18 protein-coding genes are annotated in these 19964 nt (G+C 36.2%); 7 read left to right on the forward strand and 11 right to left on the reverse strand.

The genetic code is table 11. The annotated features are described in order from the left end of the window. Positions 1–11: 11 nt before the first annotated feature. Complete coding sequence (locus tag NXG62_RS07470; protein WP_427111839.1) at positions 12–530, reverse strand: GNAT family N-acetyltransferase; 519 nt, start codon at positions 528–530, stop codon at positions 12–14. Positions 531–549: 19 nt separating this feature from the next. Further along, positions 550–1002, reverse strand: coding sequence for a MarR family winged helix-turn-helix transcriptional regulator (locus NXG62_RS07475; protein WP_427111840.1), 453 nt, complete (start codon positions 1000–1002; stop codon positions 550–552). Between the two features lie 444 nt (positions 1003–1446). Between NXG62_RS07475 and NXG62_RS07480 the strand changes: the two genes are divergently transcribed. Genes NXG62_RS07480 through NXG62_RS07490 form a run of 3 tightly spaced genes read left to right on the forward strand, consistent with a single transcriptional unit; the run spans position 1447 to position 4950 of the window. Beyond that, positions 1447–2130, forward strand: coding sequence for a response regulator transcription factor (locus NXG62_RS07480; protein WP_427111841.1), 684 nt, complete (start codon positions 1447–1449; stop codon positions 2128–2130). Beyond that, positions 2114–3559 (forward strand): sensor histidine kinase, encoded by a 1446-nt coding sequence (locus tag NXG62_RS07485; protein WP_427111842.1) that lies wholly within the window; start codon positions 2114–2116, stop codon positions 3557–3559. The genes NXG62_RS07480 and NXG62_RS07485 overlap by 17 nt, the downstream gene beginning before the upstream one ends. Beyond that, positions 3556–4950, forward strand: coding sequence for an MFS transporter (locus NXG62_RS07490; protein WP_427111843.1), 1395 nt, complete (start codon positions 3556–3558; stop codon positions 4948–4950). Before NXG62_RS07485 ends, NXG62_RS07490 begins: the two co-directional genes overlap by 4 nt. 19 nt (positions 4951–4969) lie before the next feature. On the opposite strand, the gene NXG62_RS07495 is transcribed toward NXG62_RS07490, so the two are convergent. Continuing rightward, on the reverse strand, positions 4970–6013 hold the full coding sequence (locus NXG62_RS07495; RefSeq protein WP_322351583.1) for a mechanosensitive ion channel domain-containing protein: 1044 nt from the start codon (positions 6011–6013) through the stop codon (positions 4970–4972). A gap of 186 nt (positions 6014–6199) precedes the next feature. Between NXG62_RS07495 and NXG62_RS07500 the strand changes: the two genes are divergently transcribed. The 4 genes from NXG62_RS07500 to NXG62_RS07515 all read left to right on the forward strand — a co-directional run bounded on the left by NXG62_RS07500 (position 6200) and on the right by NXG62_RS07515 (position 10875). Next, positions 6200–7009 carry a hypothetical protein gene (locus NXG62_RS07500; protein WP_427111844.1) on the forward strand — a complete coding sequence of 270 codons (810 nt, stop codon included), beginning with the start codon at positions 6200–6202 and terminating at the stop codon, positions 7007–7009. A 12-nt stretch (positions 7010–7021) separates the two neighbouring features. Continuing rightward, positions 7022–8137, forward strand: coding sequence for an ATP-binding protein (locus NXG62_RS07505; protein WP_427111845.1), 1116 nt, complete (start codon positions 7022–7024; stop codon positions 8135–8137). Between the two features lie 5 nt (positions 8138–8142). Beyond that, positions 8143–9558, forward strand: coding sequence for a vWA domain-containing protein (locus NXG62_RS07510; protein WP_427111846.1), 1416 nt, complete (start codon positions 8143–8145; stop codon positions 9556–9558). A gap of 147 nt (positions 9559–9705) precedes the next feature. Further along, positions 9706–10875: an iron-containing alcohol dehydrogenase gene (locus NXG62_RS07515; protein ID WP_427111847.1), complete on the forward strand. Its 1170-nt coding sequence runs from the start codon at positions 9706–9708 to the stop codon at positions 10873–10875. Positions 10876–11241: 366 nt separating this feature from the next. On the opposite strand, the gene NXG62_RS07520 is transcribed toward NXG62_RS07515, so the two are convergent. From NXG62_RS07520 to NXG62_RS07555, 8 genes are all read right to left on the reverse strand, one after another. After that, a complete protein-coding gene (locus NXG62_RS07520) occupies positions 11242–12078 on the reverse strand; it encodes an MBL fold metallo-hydrolase (RefSeq protein WP_427111848.1) in 837 nt (278 codons plus the stop codon). A 571-nt stretch (positions 12079–12649) separates the two neighbouring features. Continuing rightward, positions 12650–12838 carry a GntR family transcriptional regulator gene (locus tag NXG62_RS07525; RefSeq protein ID WP_427114256.1) on the reverse strand — a complete coding sequence of 63 codons (189 nt, stop codon included), beginning with the start codon at positions 12836–12838 and terminating at the stop codon, positions 12650–12652. Between the two features lie 296 nt (positions 12839–13134). Then, positions 13135–14364 (reverse strand): M20 metallopeptidase family protein, encoded by a 1230-nt coding sequence (locus tag NXG62_RS07530; RefSeq protein WP_427111849.1) that lies wholly within the window; start codon positions 14362–14364, stop codon positions 13135–13137. Positions 14365–14604: 240 nt separating this feature from the next. Further along, entirely contained in the window at positions 14605–15147 is a 543-nt protein-coding gene (locus NXG62_RS07535; RefSeq protein ID WP_427111850.1) for a TlpA family protein disulfide reductase, read from the reverse strand. Then, a complete protein-coding gene (locus NXG62_RS07540; RefSeq protein WP_322351582.1) occupies positions 15144–15995 on the reverse strand; it encodes a 4Fe-4S binding protein in 852 nt (283 codons plus the stop codon). Before NXG62_RS07540 ends, NXG62_RS07535 begins: the two co-directional genes overlap by 4 nt. Continuing rightward, the gene (locus NXG62_RS07545) at positions 15988–16119 is read right to left on the reverse strand and encodes a CD1871A family CXXC motif-containing protein (RefSeq protein WP_427111851.1); all 132 of its coding nucleotides are present in this window, start codon (positions 16117–16119) and stop codon (positions 15988–15990) included. Before NXG62_RS07545 ends, NXG62_RS07540 begins: the two co-directional genes overlap by 8 nt. A gap of 75 nt (positions 16120–16194) precedes the next feature. Then, on the reverse strand, positions 16195–16536 hold the full coding sequence (locus NXG62_RS07550) for a DsrE family protein (RefSeq protein WP_427111852.1): 342 nt from the start codon (positions 16534–16536) through the stop codon (positions 16195–16197). Positions 16537–16587: 51 nt separating this feature from the next. Next, positions 16588–19170 (reverse strand): FAD-dependent oxidoreductase, encoded by a 2583-nt coding sequence (locus NXG62_RS07555; protein WP_427111853.1) that lies wholly within the window; start codon positions 19168–19170, stop codon positions 16588–16590. Positions 19171–19964: the final 794 nt, after the last annotated feature.

Below are 19964 nucleotides of genomic sequence, written 5' to 3' on the forward strand. Positions count from 1 at the left end.
AAAGACAGTCATTAACATTGTCTTTTATCCAGCACTAGTTGCTTCTGGTATGCAATTTTTACGCTATTATCGAACCAAATAGTACCACAGTATACATATCCTGATTTTTCTATTAAATGTTTCATAATATTATTATCATTATCCGTATCCACGCGAATTGATAAAATACCTCTGGCATACACAAATGTCTCAATTTGTTCAAAAAATTGTTTGGCCAGGCCTTGCCCTTTATAACTATCATCCACTACCATACGATGAATAACAGCATACTCATTTTGATCCAGCCATGTTCCCTTTAAATTATCATAGGCCGGTTCCCCGTCAAAATCAATACAAGCATAGGCTGCAATCTTTCCAGCATCATATAGTATATATCCTGTCTGTTTTTCAATGTCCTTTATAATATCCTCTTTATTAGGATATCCATTTTGCCATTGATTTACACCACATTTTTTTAAAAAATTACGCCCTTGGATAATAATTTCATGTATTTTATTTACATCGTTTGCTTGTGCCAACCGCAATTCCATGATGCCATCCCCTTTCTGATCATATTTTATAACTTTTATATTTTTTCCATTCTTGTCCTATATTATTTGCCATTCGCTCCAGTAATGTACAAACAGTTTGACGCTCCACATCATTAAATCCAGAAAAGCAAATAGCAATATCCCGATTTTCTTCAGCGATAATACATATATATATTTGTCTTGCCTTTTCTGAAGGATACAAATTCCATTCACGCCTATCAAAAGCATTGCGTTCTTTTGTTATATACCCTTCTGCCATCAACTTCTGTACTGCTTTAGTAGTCGTCGCCTTGTCCACTTTCAGCATATTAGAAAGTGAAATCTGGTTAATACCCGGATTTTCACATATCCTGGTGAGAAAAATAAATTGGCTTCGCTGTAAATTATATTTTTTAAAATAAATATCATTAATGGAGTGAATACTGCGAGACAATGCTCCAATATTACGAAGTATAGTATTATCTAACCTCATATGTTTTCTCCTTTCTATTAATTAGTTTATATTTCAACTAATTAATAGTATAGAACACAAGAAACCATGCTGTCAATACCATCTTTTTTTAATTTTCCTATAGAAAAAAGGACCAGCGAGGGGAGCTGATCCTTTCCATGTAAGATACTATCGGGGGAAGACAGTATCTCAATGTTTCAAGATATAAGATAGGGGTGTTCGAGGGGTATTGAACAACTTATATCTTGAAACATGTCGTAGATTATTCTTTCTACGTGTCTATTGTAACAGAAATACTCAAAAAGTAAATTGTTTAAAAATTAAAATTTGATTAAAATTTATTTTCATTTTTAACCAATCTATAATTACTAATAAGCAAATTGGAGTATCAAAAAACGCATACTTCATGTATAATAGTGTATATAATTGATTAATTCTATATCTATATTGCAGGAGGCTTTATTAATGAATATTAAGAATCGCGTATTAATTGTAGAAGACGAAAAACGAATTGGTCGTTTTTTGCAGCTCGAATTAGAGCATGAAGGTTACGACTGTATTATCGAACATAACGGAATCAGTGCTTTAGATCGCATAGGTCAAGACCACTTTGATTTAATTCTTTTAGACATCATGCTGCCCGACATAGACGGTCTCAGTATTTGTCAACGAATTCGTGAAATGTCCGCCGTCCCCATTCTAATTCTATCTGCAAAAGACGATATCGAAACCAAAGTAGCCGGATTGGATTTAGGTGCCAACGATTATTTAACCAAACCTTTTAATAGCAGAGAATTATTTGCCCGCATCCGGGTTCTATTGCGAAAACGAAGTTCCGAACGACTAAGTGAAAATTTTCTCCAACTACAAAATATGATTTTATATTTAGACCGGCATGAAGTCCAAGTAGACGATAATGTTTTTACACTGACTAAAAAAGAATTTGAACTATTGGCCTATTTAGTCCGCAACAAAAACATCGTACTGACGCGTGACCGCATCTTAGAAGAAGTCTGGGGATATGACTATATCGGTGACACAAATGTTGTCGATGTCTATGTTCGATATATCCGCAGTAAAATTGATGAAACAGTAGGTAGAAAATATATATTTACGATCCGAGGCGTCGGATATGTGGCCAAAGATTAACGAAAAACTACATCGTATATTTTCCCTATCCCCATTACCGATTTTTGCCCGTATGGTATTACTATATTCAGTCATTGTTTTTTTTATTTTATTGATTGTCTCAATTATCACAGTAGCCAGTGTTCATTATATTATAACAGATTCTATCGGCAAAGATTTGTTATCTAGTTCAAAAACAACACTGGCTTACTTGGATACTCACAAAAAAATGGATACCTCCATTTTCATCTATTCCAAATTGCCGCCGTTTACTAATTTGCAAGTATATGACGCGTCAGGAAAACTGATTCTCGACAACAGTCCCACGTATGCAGTCAAACAATTAAGTGACCGCTATCTTGACGAATACATTAAACATAACGATGCCAAATCGCTGCCTGATACGATACAGGGAAATGAATCCACCCGGTTTTCATATTACCGCCAATGGGATGATCCTCTCGGACAGCGATATTATCTGTGCTTTTCCCGGCGAGCCGCAAGAGAAAACGCATTTCTCACACTTTTATCAAAACAACTGTTAGCTTCTATCCTTATCAGTTTAGTTTTAACAATTCTTTCCGGCATTTATGTCATGAAAAAATCCTTAGCCCCGCTAAATACAATCAGGGACACAGTAAAAAATATTGAAGTAAATAAATTAGGTAAACGTATCACGTTATCTAACGAAAAAAATGAAATTTATGATTTAGCCCTGACCATTAATAAAACATTGGACCGTATTGAATATGGATATAAGCAGCAGCAACAATTCATCAGCAATGCTTCTCACGAACTGCGTACACCTATTACAGTTATTTCCGGATATGTAGATTTACTGGACCGCTGGGGGAAAAACGACCCTGACACACTAGCAGAAGGTATCGAAGCAATTAAATCCGAAACAGATTACATGCGCCAACTCATCGAACGCTTGTTATTTTTCGCCCGTTCTAACAGCGGCACGTTATCTGAACACTTTGCAATAACAAACTCGGCCAATCTATTACAAGACGTATATAACGCAGCCTCTCTTATATCCGCTCACCCTGCAATTATTCTTGAAAAAAACGAATCCGCATTAATTTATGCCGAACCAGGCAGCGTAAAACAAATGCTGCGCATATTTATCGATAATGCGATTAAATATACTCCCGCTGAGGGATTTATATATTTATCCTGTGAAATCAAAGAAAACAAAGTATATTTTAAAGTGCGAGACACGGGAATCGGTATTCCAAAAAAGGATTTGCATCGTGTATTTGAGCGGTTTTATCGCGTGGATTCATCCAGAACAAAAGAAACTGGCGGTTCCGGATTGGGACTTTCCATTGCTAAATACATTGCTAAGAGCAATCGTGCAAAATTGCAATTGGAAAGTACTCTCCATATTGGTACCACCGTAATAGCGGTTTTCCCAATTTACACAAAAAATGAGGCTATAGTATGAATACTTCCCGGCGCATTCTTACAGCAACTTGTATAACTTGTTTCGTCGGTCCGTTTATGGCTAGTTCTATCAATGTTGCTATTCCAACAATGGCTTCCGAATTTGCTATGCCCGCTACTCAGCTCAGCTGGATCATAACGGTATTCCTACTCAGCACCGCCGCTACTCTTTTACCCTGCGGTAAATTATCTGACACATTAGGGCGTCGTCACAGTTTTATGATTGGAGTTGTTGCTTTTGCCATATTTACATTGGGTGCCGCATGTTCTCCAACAATTTTTCTGCTGATTGGTTTTCGTGCCTTTCAGGGTGTTGCATTATCCCTGGTCTTTGCTTCCTATCTGCCACTTTTACTGGAAAGTCATCCAGCAGAACAAGGAAAGGTTATAGGAATCAGTTCTGCTTCTACCTATCTCGGCTTATCGGCCGGTCCTTTCATAGGCGGTATCTTGACACAATATGTATCGTGGCGTGCTGTCTTCTTTTTCTCATTTTTTGCGTTACTTTTCGCCTATATTTGCATGGCCGCCATACAGGAAGAATGGTTCGGCGAACAGGAAACACGGTTTGATTGGACAGGAAGCTTGCTCAGTATGACTGCTATTATTTGTACCATATACGGGATATCCGCATTTACCAGTATGTCCATAGGAAAATATATGTTTTTTACAGGCCTTATCTTAATCATCGTATTTCTCTGGCATGAAAAACAAATTTCCTACCCTATTGTTCCGCTATCCCTATTTCATAACCTTGCTTTTTCCATGTCAAATCTAGCTTCACTAGCACACTATAGTGCTACCTATGCAATCTCATTTTTACTATCTTTCCAACTGCAGCTGGTATTACATCTCAATGCAGCCAGTACGGGTTTTATTTTACTGATTCATCCGATTACAATGGCTATCTGTTCAACAAAAGCTGGCTCCTTAGCGGATCGACATGAGCCTAGATATATTGCCTCTATGGGAATGGCGCTTACCGCTTTCTGCTTATTTTTATTCGCTTTTTTACCGAATATCTCAATTGCTTTGACAATATTGCTTTTAATTTTTTTAGGTATAGGTGCTGCACTTTTTGTGACTCCTAATACGAGTGCCATTTTAACGGCTGCACCGGAAAAACAGCATAGTATTGCTTCTTCCGTCTTAGCTCTGATGCGGATATTAGGACAAGCAATTAGTATGGCTGCAGTAAGTTTAATTTTTGTCCATACAACGACGTATTTAAGTAATTATGAACAAGCTATTACACAGGGAGTTCATTGGTCCTTTGTTATTCTTTCTTTTACCTGTTTTATAGGAATATTTGCTTCGTTAGCCCGCGGACCATCAAATAAAGGAACAGCCTGCAAATCTCCATTCGTCCGGAATGATAAAAAAAATATATAAATTTTTATGCTGTCTATCATCAGACGGCATTTTTTACAGGTATCATGATCTTTTCTTTCCCATATCGCTCATATATAGCTTTAATGAATTGATGCCGAATATAATTCTGATCCATAATTGTTTTAACTCGAAGAACTACATCAAAGTTAATGCTGTAATCACCAAAATCATGATATCGAACGAGTGGTTCAAATTCTGCTGCTCCGCCTTCATTATCTGACAATACCTTTTTAGCAACCTCCAGCGTAACAGTTTCTACATGATCTAAATCGCTGCCGTATCCGACACCTATAGGTATCAAAATAGAACAAGCCGCAAAAGGCTGTGCATAATTAATAATAACAGAAGATGCTATTTTTTGATTTGGTACAACAATCATATTTTCTGTAGTAGTTTTTATTGTTGTGTTGCGCCAGTTCATATCAATGATATGACCAGACTCTCCTGATGACAACTTAACAAAATCGCCTATTTTAACTTGTTTAGATAATAATGTATTAATACCGGAAAAAAGGTTTGCCAGCGTATCCTGCAATGCAAGTGCCGTAGCTAATCCACCGATTCCCAATGCCGTCAGCAACGGAGAAATAGACACTCCCAGAGATTCTAATAAGACCAGACCGCCAATTGCATAGACTGTTATGTCAATGGTTGTCACCAAAATAGACGTAGAAGCCAATTGTTCCGAAGATTTCCCCAATTTGTATTTCAAATATCCCGAAGCCATGTGTGCTACGACCAAAGCAATCGTCATGATTAAAATCGCATGAAATACATGTTCTAAAAAAGCAGCCGGACGCGGTGGTATCGCTAACGATTCTTGCGCTACATAGATACCACCTAAAATGCCTAACAGCGTTGGCGTACCCGCACATATTTCACGCAACAAATTATATAATTCATCATTATTCCTTGCTATAATCCTAAAAATGATTTTTGATGCTGTTTGTAACAGAAAGATACCAATAACAACACAAAAAATCAAAGAAGCTATATGAACATGAAACCCACCATGCACAATATGACTAACAAAATAATCAATAATTTCGGTAAACAGTCCCATTGCGATTTCCTCCTTAATATTAAAATTTTTTATATCATATCATCAATCAGGAAAAATCACAATATAAAAAAAATAACTGTCTGTCATACCCTGTCCGCTGTTGCTTATTTTATACTACCTATTTTATTTCTATGGTATAATAAAATAAATATTTATATATACAAAGTATGAAAGGAAATGCACTATATGGACGAATCTAACTATATAAAAATGATAAAAAATAATCCGTATGTTTTGAAGCACATAGAAAATCCTACAGATGAAATGAAATTATTAGCGGTTGAACAAAATGGTCTTGTATTGCAATACATTGCTGACCCCACAAAAAAAATACAGGAAACAGCTATAAACAATACCGCTCGTGCTATTCAATTTATCCAAAACCCATCGAAAGATCTATTAGTAAAAGCAATTCATAACGGCTGGAATAACTTAGAATATATCAAAAATCCATCGGAAGAATTAATCAAACTTGCACTTTCTCAATCAGGCTGGGCTATTAAATATGTTACAAGCCCCAGTGAAGAATTACAATTACTGGCAGTACAAAAAAATTACGATGCGATTAAATACATTAAAAATCCATGTAAAAAGGCACAAAAAGCAGCTGTAAGCATTGATTACGAAGCATTAAGATATATACAATCACCTTCTCATGAAGCCGAATGCATCGCAATCAAAAATAATGAACAAGCTCTCCGCTTTATCCAAAATTTAGATAAAAATAAAATATTAGAGTTCTTAAAAATAAATATTTTGGTTATTAAGTATATTCCCAAAGAAATAATCTTGTCAAAGGAAGACATCGAACAAGTATTAAAAGAAACTTTGTCTAAGGAGGATGTTGAAGAAAAATATATTCGGGATTTTATAAATTGTAATGCTCTGGATACACATAATGCACTCATACCCATAGACAAAATAATGCTTGTATATCGGTATGGAAGTAAAAAAGCAAAAAAAATTACCGTTGATGAAAAATTAAAGTTTAGATAGGTGGACATAACAATGAATTTTACAGATACATTAAAAAGCGTGGATTTAATATTAGCTGCTGGCGAAGTTCCGTTGCTCGTTGGAGAAACCGGCATTGGAAAAACTGCATTAGCCGCAAAAATAGCGCAAAAAAACAACTGGCATCTTATTAGTATTGATGGAAATCTCCTTAAAGAAGGAGAAATTGGCGGACTGCCAACCATCGATACATATACAAAACCCAATGAAAACGGTTTAGCCGCTAAGAAAAAAACAACCGTATATGCCGTGCATCACAAACTGCTGGAAATAGATGCAGAAATAGAGAAAGGAAACGCCGTTCTTTTATTTATTGATGAAATAAATCGTTGCGAACACGCGGTACAGCAAGAACTGATGAATCTTATTCTCAATAGAGAAATCAATGGGTATGTATTACAGAAAGATGTGAAAATTGTTGCCGCCATGAATCCCTCCAATACGTATGATTATCAAGCGGTCGACATGGATGCTGCACAAGAAAACCGCTTTGTATGGTTGTATATGGAACCCGATTATATACAATGGTTGGATTGGGCCGAAGAAACAGGGATAGAACAAAAGGTTATGGAATTTATTTCCACATTTCCTCAATATTTATATCAAAACAACGAAGATGATATTAATGCAACACCTAGAAGTTATGAGCGGATTTCAAGAGTGTATTCAATTTATAAGCAAAACAAAAATACTATCCCCAGAGCTGTATTTTTTAATGTTATCCGAGGCAATGTGGGTAAAGTCATTGCCGAAGAATTTGTAAATTTTGCAGAAGCTGATTATCATCCGCTTATTTCCTATGCAGATGTCTTCTCAACAGATTCGATTTCCGCTGACCTCCCTGCTAAAATAGCAGCAGAAAGCCACACTCGATTATATTTAGCAGCAAAAAATATAGTAAAGCAATTAAATACCGATATAGATAAAGAAAACGGTCACCCCGAGGAGTATATTAACCGCTTAATGAAATTTTTGAAAATGTATCCTGTAGATTTAATGATCGGCATCATGAAGGATATTCGAAACAATGCTCCTGAAGTATATAAACATGCAAAAGAAAATGAAGCCTTTATAGCTGCATATTTTGAAACCTATCATTCAATCAGGTGATTTTTATGGAAAATTATTTTATCAGTGAAGCCTCCCTGTTATACCAAAGAACCTATTCATTCATTGATGATTACCAAAAAAAACAGTCAGATCATACGTCTGCTTCCATCATAGTGCCGGTAGATTATAAAAAAGAATTTTTTAATTTTATAGATAAAGTCAACGTAAAACTTATGGAAGACAAGGATAATTTTTACGGATATTTTTTATTTCAAATGACAAGAAAAATTCGTTTTGATATCAGCAGTCCCACCGCCGTAAACTTTAAAAATGCAAAATATGTCATATACTTTAATCCGTTGATTTTCTTAACCTTAACACCCGATCAAATGGAAACTACCATTAAACATGAAATATTGCATATTGTATCGTTACATCTTCTCCGGGCAAGAGATTTAAGAAATAATTATAGCAAGTTAGCATTAAATATGTCCATGGACATTGTCGTAAACACATACTTAACACATTTACCTCCCGATGCTGTAACCTTGCAGTGGATAAACATGACGTATTCACTTTTTCTTTTGCCGTTTGAATCTTTTGAATATTATGCAGACAATATCCAAACCGCACTGGATTCATTAACAAAAACAAAAAATATACCCGATACCGACAGCAAAACAAATGAAAAAATCAAAACAAAATATGATCCAAAAACAACGCATGATATTTGGAATGACTCTGATGAGTTAGATAATCAAACATTAAAAAAATTTACAGAGAAATATATTGACGCTTCGCAAAAAGGGATGATTCCAAAATATCTGGAAAGTATGATTGCGTCATTGAAAAAAAGTTTATATGAATTGCCGTGGAATTTATATTTAAAAAAAATGATGGGATCTATCACCTGTGACCGAAAAAAAACAACAACACGAAGAAATAGGAGACAACCAGAACGGTTAGACCTTCCTGGTCATTTGAAAAATCATAAAGCTAAAATAATAATTGCCATTGATATTAGCGGCAGTATCAGTGATGGTGAATTTAAGCAAGCCATGCAGGAAGTATTACGTATTGTACAAAATTATAATCATGAAATTACCATCGTTGAATGTGATGATGAAATCAGACGAACCTACGTTGTCAAAACAATTCATGACCTAAAAGAACGTATCAATGTCAGAGGCGGAACAAAATTCTCTCCTGTGTTCGAATATGCGAATACAAAAAAAATTGATTTGCTCGTATATTTTACAGATGGACTGGGGGAAAACGAGCTTCTCATCCCTCCTGAAAAATACAAAACATTATGGGTTTTATCAGGAAAAGGGGATCACCTCTCTCTAAAAAACTCGTATGGAATAATAAAAAAATTAAGTCCGCTGAAAACAGAAGACGAAATATTAGATTTTGATGATGTTGAAAAAGGTGGTTATTCTATGAATAACCAGGAAAGTATAAGCATGCAGTTTGATTAGCCTTATTATAATTTCCCCTATAGTAAATTCTTTTTTCTAAAAAATCAAAAGCAGGTTAAGTTATGTCTGATTTTTCCAAGATTTTTTGATAGTATTACGGTATAATAAAAAAACAACATATGCTGCAACAAAGGAGGCGTATATAATATGAATTTTAAAATGTTTGTACCAACAAAGACGTTATTTGGACCCGGACAATTAAATCATCTGCACGAGCAACCATTGCCCGGTAAAAAAGCGATGCTTATTACATCAAACGGAAAATCGGTCAAGGTCAACGGATATTTATCCAGGACAGAGGAACAGCTTCATATGTCCGGCATAGAAACAATTTTATTTGACAAAGTAGAAGCTAATCCATTGAAATCAACCGTCATGGCCGGCGGCAAAGCTGCCCGAGATGCTGACTGTGATTTTCTCGTAGCACTTGGCGGCGGCAGCTGCATAGATGCCGCTAAAGGAATCGCTGTCGTAGCTACAAACGAGGGCGATCTTTGGGACTATATCACAAACGGTACAGGGAAAAACAAACCTATCAGTAATAAACCACTGCCCATCGTAGCGATTACAACAACTGCTGGCACTGGTTCAGAAACAGACATGGGTGGTGTTATCACAAATCCGGAAACAAAAGAAAAAACACCCATTAAGGATGAACTATTATTTCCCGTATTAGCCATTATTGATCCTGAACTTATGGTTTCTGTTCCTCCTCATTTCACGGCCTTGCAAGGTTTTGACGCTTTATTCCATAATATTGAAGGATACATCTCTAAAAAAGCCAGCCTTATGAGCGACATGATCGCCTTAACTGCCATTGAATACATTAGTCATAATTTACCGGAGGCCATACGCAATGGTGCTAATATCGATGCGCGGGAAAAAATAGCCTTCGGTAATTATTTAGGCGGCATAGAAATGTGCGTTTGTTCCACATCAAGTCAACATTCTTTAGAACATGCTCTCAGTGCCTATCATCAAGAGCTGCCTCATGGTGCAGGATTAATTATGCTAAGTACCTCTTATTTTTCCTGGTTTATTGAACACCATGCATGTGATGACCGTTTTATCCGGTTAGCGCAGATCATGGGTATGCAGGAAACATCTCACCCATCTGATTTTCTTACAGCCTTAACGAAACTGAAACAAGATTGTGGTGTTGCCAATTTAAAAATGTCCGATTATGGAATTTCTCCCGCTGAATTTCCTGCTATGGCAGAAAATGCCAAAACTTCTATGGGATTTTTATTTCAAAGTGACCGTTTGGAATTAACGATAAATGATTGTATTAAAATATATCAAAAAGCTTATATGTAATATATTATTCAAAATAATAAACGATAAAACGAGTCAACTAATACATCATTGGCTCGTTTTATCATTTTAAGATATATTTTCTTAAATACCGGAGTATACTATTTAATGTCTACTGTACAAAAACTACTTTTTGATACGATAGCCATTTGAAGGCTCATTATGCTTTTCACAGTAGACATATACATACAATAAAATTAACGCATACTAAATATTGGCCTTTGAATTTCTCCTTGAATATTTTTATATTTTTTTACCGAGTCCCCTAGAATCAATTCCGATTCTTAATCCAGCAGTTGTTGGAATCCATCTGTAATCCTAGCAGATAAATACTGAAGTAATACACGTTACCGATTTGTGCAGTTTACATTAATTATATTCAAACAAGGTACCTACTCCCACTTCACGAATAGGAATATCTTTAGATAACGCTATTTTAGAATTTAAATCAGTACAGTGACAAGGAGAGATATTTTGTATATTATTTTGTTTCATATAGTGGCAAGTAGCCTCAAGAATGTGTTCCTCCGGATTAAGTAAATGAAATCCACCTATGACATTGACTATTCTTGTCTCCTTACAAATTATTTTTGCTTGTTCTATAATGTTGCAAATACCCGCATGTGAACATCCTGTTATAATAACTAATCCATAACAAGATTTATATACTAACGCAGAATCATCTAACATAAAATCATCTACCCAGCTATTTTGATTCATAACTTTTCCTATAGGCTGCTTATTTTCAAAATTATTTCTTCGCTTAATCTCTCCCAAAAAAACAAGCTTATCTGTCAACCATATTTCATCTTTACTTAAAGTAACATTAAAATGTTTTTGCAGCGTATGTTTTTTAATTACCGATCCTATCTCGTTTTTCCCCTCATATTTATCACAAAAGGCCAACGGATGTGCAATCAATCGCGGTTTATTATATTTCCCTCGCTCTACAAAAGCAGCCGCATAATATCGAATTAAATCTGCTAACCCGCCAACATGATCATTATGTCCATGAGACAATACGATAGTGTTGACATTATCTAAATTTATATTCATTTTTTGAGCGTTTTTAATAAAAATATCCGTATACCCGACATCAAATAATAATTTTATATCCCCTTCTTCCAAATAATAGGACGAGGCTGGTTCTCCTAAAAAATAATGATCAATTATGGTATTATTATCAACAAGAACAACCAATTTCATGTATTTCACCTCATATAAATATATTTAATTCCAGATTACTACATATACAAGTATATTGCAAACATACAAAGATAGGATCCCCCCCTTGTATCATTTTATTGTCCAATAAAAATTTCAGTGTATTGTGCAATACAACTTTCCGGAAAATGACGGCACCTAATCCGTAGTTGATTCTTAAAATATGCCGGAACATAGAATATTTCCAATCTGGATAAATAATAATATGTTGCTTATAAAAAAAATCAATGCATGCTTTTATAAATTCTATACCAAAAAATTCCGTAATTAAGTGTAATCCTGTATTTTCTCTTACAATAGCAACAACTAGTACCAAAATACTTTTTTAATGCCTCTATAGGCAAGGTCTTTTTTTTAGGTATATTTTTTTCATTTTAAATATATGTTTATCAATCATATCCTGACTTTAGAAAGCGCGCTAATGCAAGTCAATTGTATACTGAATTAAAATAGATCACTATACCTTTTACATGCTATGAAAGATTCTGCAATGCTCTCGGTAAAATAGCACACCTAATCCGTATAGCAGGAAATAAAATCTTACTGAAAGTTTCTACATAAATAACCCGTTCCAAATCAAGGGAATAACTACATTTTTGGAGACATGAAAATTTCTTGCCAGCATATGTGAAGAAGGTAATTTATCTCCAACTTTCCGCGTTGCACTCAATATTAAATTCTGAATTTTATGATAAATTTGACGAATAATAGGAAAATGAAAAAAATTCTCTTTACAATTGATAAATTAACAGGTTTAATATGGGCCGTTGCAAAAATGAGACTCTCGCAAAGAACAAAACACATGGAACTAAAAAGCATTAATAAAAAATTTAAAGATAAAAATTTTGCTTCCGACTGTTCTCATAATACCCTGAAACAAGGTGCAGAAATGCTCGACTGGATACCTCCACACTCTTTCAAAAAACAGTGTCTATTATACGTTCCTGCGAAGATGCTGTCCATGCTGAATGTCTATCCTTGACTGAGCGCGCCCTATAACATTTTAATTTCTAAAATATCATTTTTATATGATAAAAATCAAGCTTGCTCTATAGACTGCGCCGTAAAGGGAATAGGCTGTGTATACGCCAGAAATGCCAAAGAGTAAGAAATAGCCGCAGCAACACCCGTCACCAAACCTGCATCATCTATATCAAAAGCGGCCGTATGATGATTGGCTCCACTGCCAATTTCCGTATTAGCAATACCGGTAAATGAAAACACACCCGGATACACCCGAAGTGTAAGAGCCATGCTTTCTGAAGCCATCCAAGGTTGTACCGCATATAAAACATTTTCTCCCAAATTCTTCGCAATTGAATTACAAGCAATTCTGGCACAGTCTTCATTATTGCGCAAAACATAATTCAAGGATTTTTTATTGACGATATACCGGCAGCCAAAGTTGCTGCATTCATTTTCTAAAATACGTTCTAACTTTTCTTTAAACTGCTTGCCATCATTTTCATCAAAATATCGTACAGTTCCCCCAAATTCTAACATATCAGATATAACGTTTATCCGTTCACCGCCTTTGAGTTTTCCTATAGATACAGTCAGACAATGCTGCGGAGATATATTTCGCATACGGATAGTATTGATTCCGTTATAAATAGCTGCAAAGCAATCAATCGGATTAACAGCTAAATCAGGACGGGAACCATGTCCACCTATTCCCATCAATGTAATATCAAAAGCAAATACACCCGCCATTGCCGGTCCGGTTATAATACCTATTTTTCCCGAAGGGATATCCCATCTGACATGTGTACCGTAGCATCCATCTACATGAATAGCATGTTTCTTAAAATATGCAAAAAATTGAAGCAAATACCGGCTGCCGTTTTCTTCGCCTTCTTCAAACATCAATACGACTTTGCCTTCCCATTCATTACGATTTTCTTGTAATATTTTTCCCTCCACTAATAGCATTGCCGTATGACCATCATGCCCACAGGCATGCATAATTCCTTTATTCTGGGATATATATTTTTTTTGTTTTGATATATTAATATCTGATTCTGTAATTGGCAAAGCATCTATATCAGCTCGTAATAATAATGTTTTCCCCGGTTTACCACTATCAATAATCCCCAGTATTCCACCCTTTTCTATATGTACTGACGGAATGTTGTACTCTTTTAACTTTTTTTGAATATATTCCATCGTGCTAAATTCTTCTGTAGATAATTCCGGATACATATGAAAATACTGATGTAGTCCAGTGATTTCACCAACATTATCATGTACACACTGTTTAATGTTCATATCGATTATTCCCCCTCGTAAACACAAAATCTCTTGTGTTATGTAACAGTCTCTTTCCTCATACATAATGCAGGAGTATTTTCAATGTATTTATTATATATTTCAATATTAAAACATATTACCAAAAAACAAAAAAAAGCAAAGGCGCCTGCAAGCACCTTTGCTTTTTTTTATTATCACACTGTTCTCTTTACTGGTCAAGTCGTATTATTTATAATAGAGCATCAAATATTTATTATACTATTTGGTTAAAACAGGTGCCAAAAATTCTTTCAGTTCCTGTTCATCCATCCCCCCTACACGCTTTGCTAAAATTTTTCCATTCGTATCAATAATAATTGACACGGGAATTGCTGACACACCGTATTCCTGTGTTATAGCTTTTAAATCTCCTGTATATATTGGCATAGTTATACTGTTTTTTTGAATAAAATCGGCCGCATCACTTGAGTTCTCATCAACAGTAACCGCTACAAAATGAATCTTGCTTCCATATTGTTTTTGTAAACGTTGAATATGCGGCATTTCTTGAACACAAGGCGGACACCATGAGGCCCAAAAATTTAAGTATACAGGTTTATCTTGGTATAATTGCTTCAATGAAATACTTTTACCATCTAAAGTTTTCAGTTGCAAATCAGGAGCTGTCTTATCAACCGTTGTATTAGCCGCCGTCTGACGCTGTGAATTGCTGCTTTCCTTAGAAGGGGATTCCTGTGCAGCACATCCCATTATAGATGCCGACAATATAACCGCTATACAAAATACGATAATCTTTTTCATTTAGTTTTTTCCTCCATAATTCCACTGTGCCTAATAGGATTACGAAAATAAATTGCTGAAGAGGGACAACTATCTGTGCATTTTCCGCAGGAAATGCATTCTGCATTACCTGCAATAGTCGCTTCCATAGGACATACTTGATGACAAATGCCGCAACGTGTACAATGCTCTTCAAGTACAGAAATCCCCAACACAGCCCGATGGTTAAATAATCCATACCAAACACCCAGCGGACAAACAAATCGACAAAAAGGTCTATAAATAAAAATCATAGAAACCAGAAAAATCCCTAAAAGGAAAAATTTCCAAGCAGTTATCCATCCCACTGCCGCGGCTAGAGACTGATCCAGAAATAACAGCGGAACTGCCGCTTCCAGTGTTCCTGCCGGACAGATATACTTACAGAAAGCAGGTTCACCGATACCGCTGATCAAGTAAGCCGCAACTGGCAGAATACATACAAACAAAACGGCAATCATATAACGAAACCAGCGCAATACAGATACTCCCGGTACATGTTTTATTTTGGGTCCCGGAATTCGGTATAACAAATCTTGAATAAAGCCAAAAGGGCAAAGCCAACCACAAATAAATCGCCCAAATATAATGCCAAACAGCAGTAATGTACCTAAGATATAAAAAGGTATGCGCAGTACAGTCCCGCTGAAAGCACTTTGCAATGCCCCCAACGGACATGCCGCAACGGCTCCCGGACAAGAATAACAATTTAACCCGGGTACACAAACAGCCTTGCTCTCCTCTCGAAAAATACGGCCATTCATAAACCCAGAAATATTAAAATTATAAGCAGCGGTTGTAATGCACTGTATAATTTGACGCTTACCCAATCCCGATACACTCCAGACAAATAGTAGATGCCTTCTGCCAAACATATACATAGTCATGCCGGTATAGTCCGATAACCAGCAGTACCAGTACTAAAACGTAAATTCCTATATTTTTATAATGCACTATATCTCCGCCTTTCTTACGTATTATACACATAATAACCCGTAAAAAGTATCTAATATATAATTCACTAGGATGTCATGGTTTTATGTACGCATAGCCATCCATTTGCAATTCCACTATTCTTTTGACTCCGCTGGGTACAACTTTTATTTCTATTGGCAAATCAGCTTCTTGTATAGCATGCCCCCGCAGCGCAATTCTACAAAATTCAAAATACACGCCTTGCATACGTAATACATGCATCACTTCCTGTAAGCGCAGGTTTTCCTCCATAACTCCCGCTACGGCGTCTGCATTTGCAATAACATAAATATGATGTGGCTGTTCTTTTATTTCATTTAAAAAATTATTAATATTACCGATCACCAAAGGCCACTTTTTTATTTCATCAATATGAAACAACATATTCCAAATCATGCTTCCTCCCTGCCTTTCACCATATGATAGATACATTTTCTTCTGTTCATTTTAGCAAGTCGCGCCTCCTTTAAGATGAACACGAGCTTGAAGATTTTCTGTCTTACGCTGCAAAAGAGAATTTGTAAGAAGCTGTTTTTGTACATTTTCAAAGCCAAGTCGTGTAATTGTATCAGCAAATCGTTCTCCTGTGATTCCTTGTTCCCGGAAGAGAAGAATTGCTTTTTCAATTGTTTCCAATACTTCTTCCTCCGTAGCAAATATCTTTTCCATAGGAATTCCATGTTTAATTTGCTTCCCCCAGCGACCTCCTATGTATATTTTATATCCTTCCGTATATCCATCAAAAACATGGAAAGAACAGGTTCCTATACATCGCCCGCAGTGATTGCAGCGCGTTGTATCCAGAACAATTTTTCCCGCTTCATCACATTGCAAAATATGAATAGAACAAGTGTCTCTGGGAATGCATTTCTTACACTCCTTGCACTGTGTCTTATCAAGAAGCGGCACCCGCTGGCCCACGATGCCTAAATCATTTAAATCCGGTTTGACACAATTATTGGGACAACCGCCAATCGCAATCTTAAATTTATGAGGCAATAATACGTCATGATATCCCTTGTAAAAACGTTCATGAATTTTTCCTGACAAAGAAAACGGATCTATCAATCCATACTGACAAGTAGTTCCTTTACAAGATACAACCGGCCGGACTTTAGATCCTGTACCACCTGTATCCAGTCCTGCTTTGGCCAGAAAATTGCAAAGTGGTTCGATATTAACATAGGGTACATGCTGTATTTCTATAGTAAGCCGAGTTGTCATTGCAATTTGTCCATTGCCATATAATTCAGCCGCTTTCGTAATAGCGTAGCTTTCCTCCGCTGTAATTTTTCCATTTCGTGTTATCACTCGTGCATTGAAGCAATCCGATGTTGTCTTATCGCGAAGAAAGCCAAGTCCTTTGACTCGTTTAATTTCTTCTTCAGGTATACCGCGTCCTGTAAAAGAAATTTTCACATCATTCACAGCAAGGCCACCCTCCAAAGCTAATGTATGGGTATAGCCATACGCTCGTAACCGAGTTTGCAGTAAATACGAACGCTTTCCCTTCATACAAACAAGGAGAAGTTTTTTATCTAAGGGAATCTCGGCAATAGGCCCGGTAACGTCAATTAAATTTATATAACGAGCTCCCGGAATCGCCGGCTGTATCGACACATCAATGATTTCATAATCTTTAGCTTTCCCACTTCTATACTCTGACGGAGTTAAACTATGATATAAGCCGTTTATTTTATTTTGCAAGATATGCACAGCTTGTACGAAAGGGTTAATTGCCGTCGAAAAAGGCGGCGCATATGCTAAATCCAAACATTCCAGAGTATCCAAAGCCGCTCCCATCGAAATAGCAGTTACCCCAATATCTGTAATTTTATCGACAGCACCCGCACCGATAACTTGCATTCCAAGTATTTTCCTTGTGTTTTTATCAGCAATTAATTTTATGATAAAAGAAGCCGATCCCGGATAATAATGGGGTTTATCATCCGTAACCATCGTCGCAGTACAAACCTGGAAACCCGCTTTTACTGCCGCTTCTTCCGTTAAGCCCGTTCTGCCGCAGTTCAATAGCGGAAGCTTAATAACGCCTGTCCCCAATACCCCCGGATAGTGTATCACCCCATTATGCAGTATTTGTGCCAATACCCTGCCTTCCATATTAGCACTGGATCCCATGGGAGACCACTGCGCTTGTCCAGTCAATCGATTGGAAACCATAGCACAATCACCAACAGCATAAATATCAGGAACATTCGTCTGCAATGTTTCATCAACAAGAATAGTACCCTTAACCATCGCAATTCCTGTATTTTTTAAAAAATCGGTATTAGGGCGCACCCCAGCCGCAGAAATAACAAGCTGCGCCGTCAATACTCCCGCATCGGTCTGCAAACCTTGTACAACTTTTTCGCCTACCATTGCCGAAGCCTTAACACCCGTCAAAATCTGTATATCGTTTTCTTGCAGGTGACGTTGTACTAATAGGGCCATATCTGAATCAAACACATTTGCCATAATTTGCGGCAAGGCTTCAACTACACGAACCTGAATATGTCTGGCTAAAAGATTTTCCGCGACTTCCAGCCCAATAAAACCAGCCCCAATGACAACAGCCTGCCGTACATTTTGCTTTTCTATATAATCCAGAATCTGTGCTGCATCCGTTGGTGTCCGCAGCGTAAAAAATCCCGGCATATCGATACCCGCAATAGGCGGCACACTAGCTGATGCACCTGTCGCGATAACTAATTGATCATAAAAAAATTGTTTGATTCCCTCTTGACTCTGTGCAGTAACAACCTTATGTCCCACATCTACAGCAACTGCCTCCCAACCTGTATAAACAGTTACACCCGTTAATGCGGTATATTTCTGTGGTGTATTCACGATAAGTTCATCATAACTGTTAATAACACCGCCGATATAATAGGGCAGTCCGCATCCTGCATACGAAATATCCTGCCCCTTAGACAAAAGAATCACTTCTGCATTCTGATCAAGACGTTTAAATTTAGCTGCAGTCTTGGTTCCTGCCGCCACACCTCCAATAACTAAGACTCGTTTCATAAAAATTCTCCTTTTCGTAGAAATACCTTCAGAATTTTAAAATTTATCAGTCTATCGTTCTTGTTGAATAACAAAAATCTATGTAATATTATTATAATTATATGTCTAACAATAAATATATGTAAAATATTATTTTACTATGTATTACATAGGTAAATACTTATCGTCATTATTAAAAACAATCTATTTACATGTTTATCCTGCGATGAACACATGTATGCTTTACTTTATCATTTAAAAAAAGACATAATTACCTTTTCTAATTTAATCAAAACAATAAAAAAGAAAAATGAACTATGTCCGCATATAACCGTAATTGTAAAAATATATGTCTGCAAATACTATCAAAATTTTGTATATTTAATGTTGCTGCTATACGTTCCATCGTATCGTATTTTGATATATAGATACATACCCATCCTCGCTATATCCAGTTAAAAATTATATAAGTTCTTGTTCACTAACATTTTCTTACAGTCGACAAAGGTACTACGAAATAACTTCATTAACAAAAATAGATTGACATCCGCTCCGGTGTAAATAGATAACTTTGGAATCAAACTTCCGTGCCCAACGTTATATTAAAAGGGAGTTTGCAATATCGCTCTGTCATTATGTGAGTCATATTCTGGTTGAATCGGAAATTGCATCTTTACTTTTTCAAAATAGTATTCTCCATATAGATCAGTTAATTAAAAGAAATCGTATATCATCTATCACCGCCGCCAATATGATGCTATTACAACATACTCCTTTTATAATAGTTACTATAAACAAAAAGATATACACTGCTA

The sequence above is a fragment of the Megasphaera sueciensis genome, assembly GCF_050219315.1.
GTDB classification, from domain to species: domain Bacteria; phylum Bacillota; class Negativicutes; order Veillonellales; family Megasphaeraceae; genus Megasphaera_A; species Megasphaera_A sueciensis.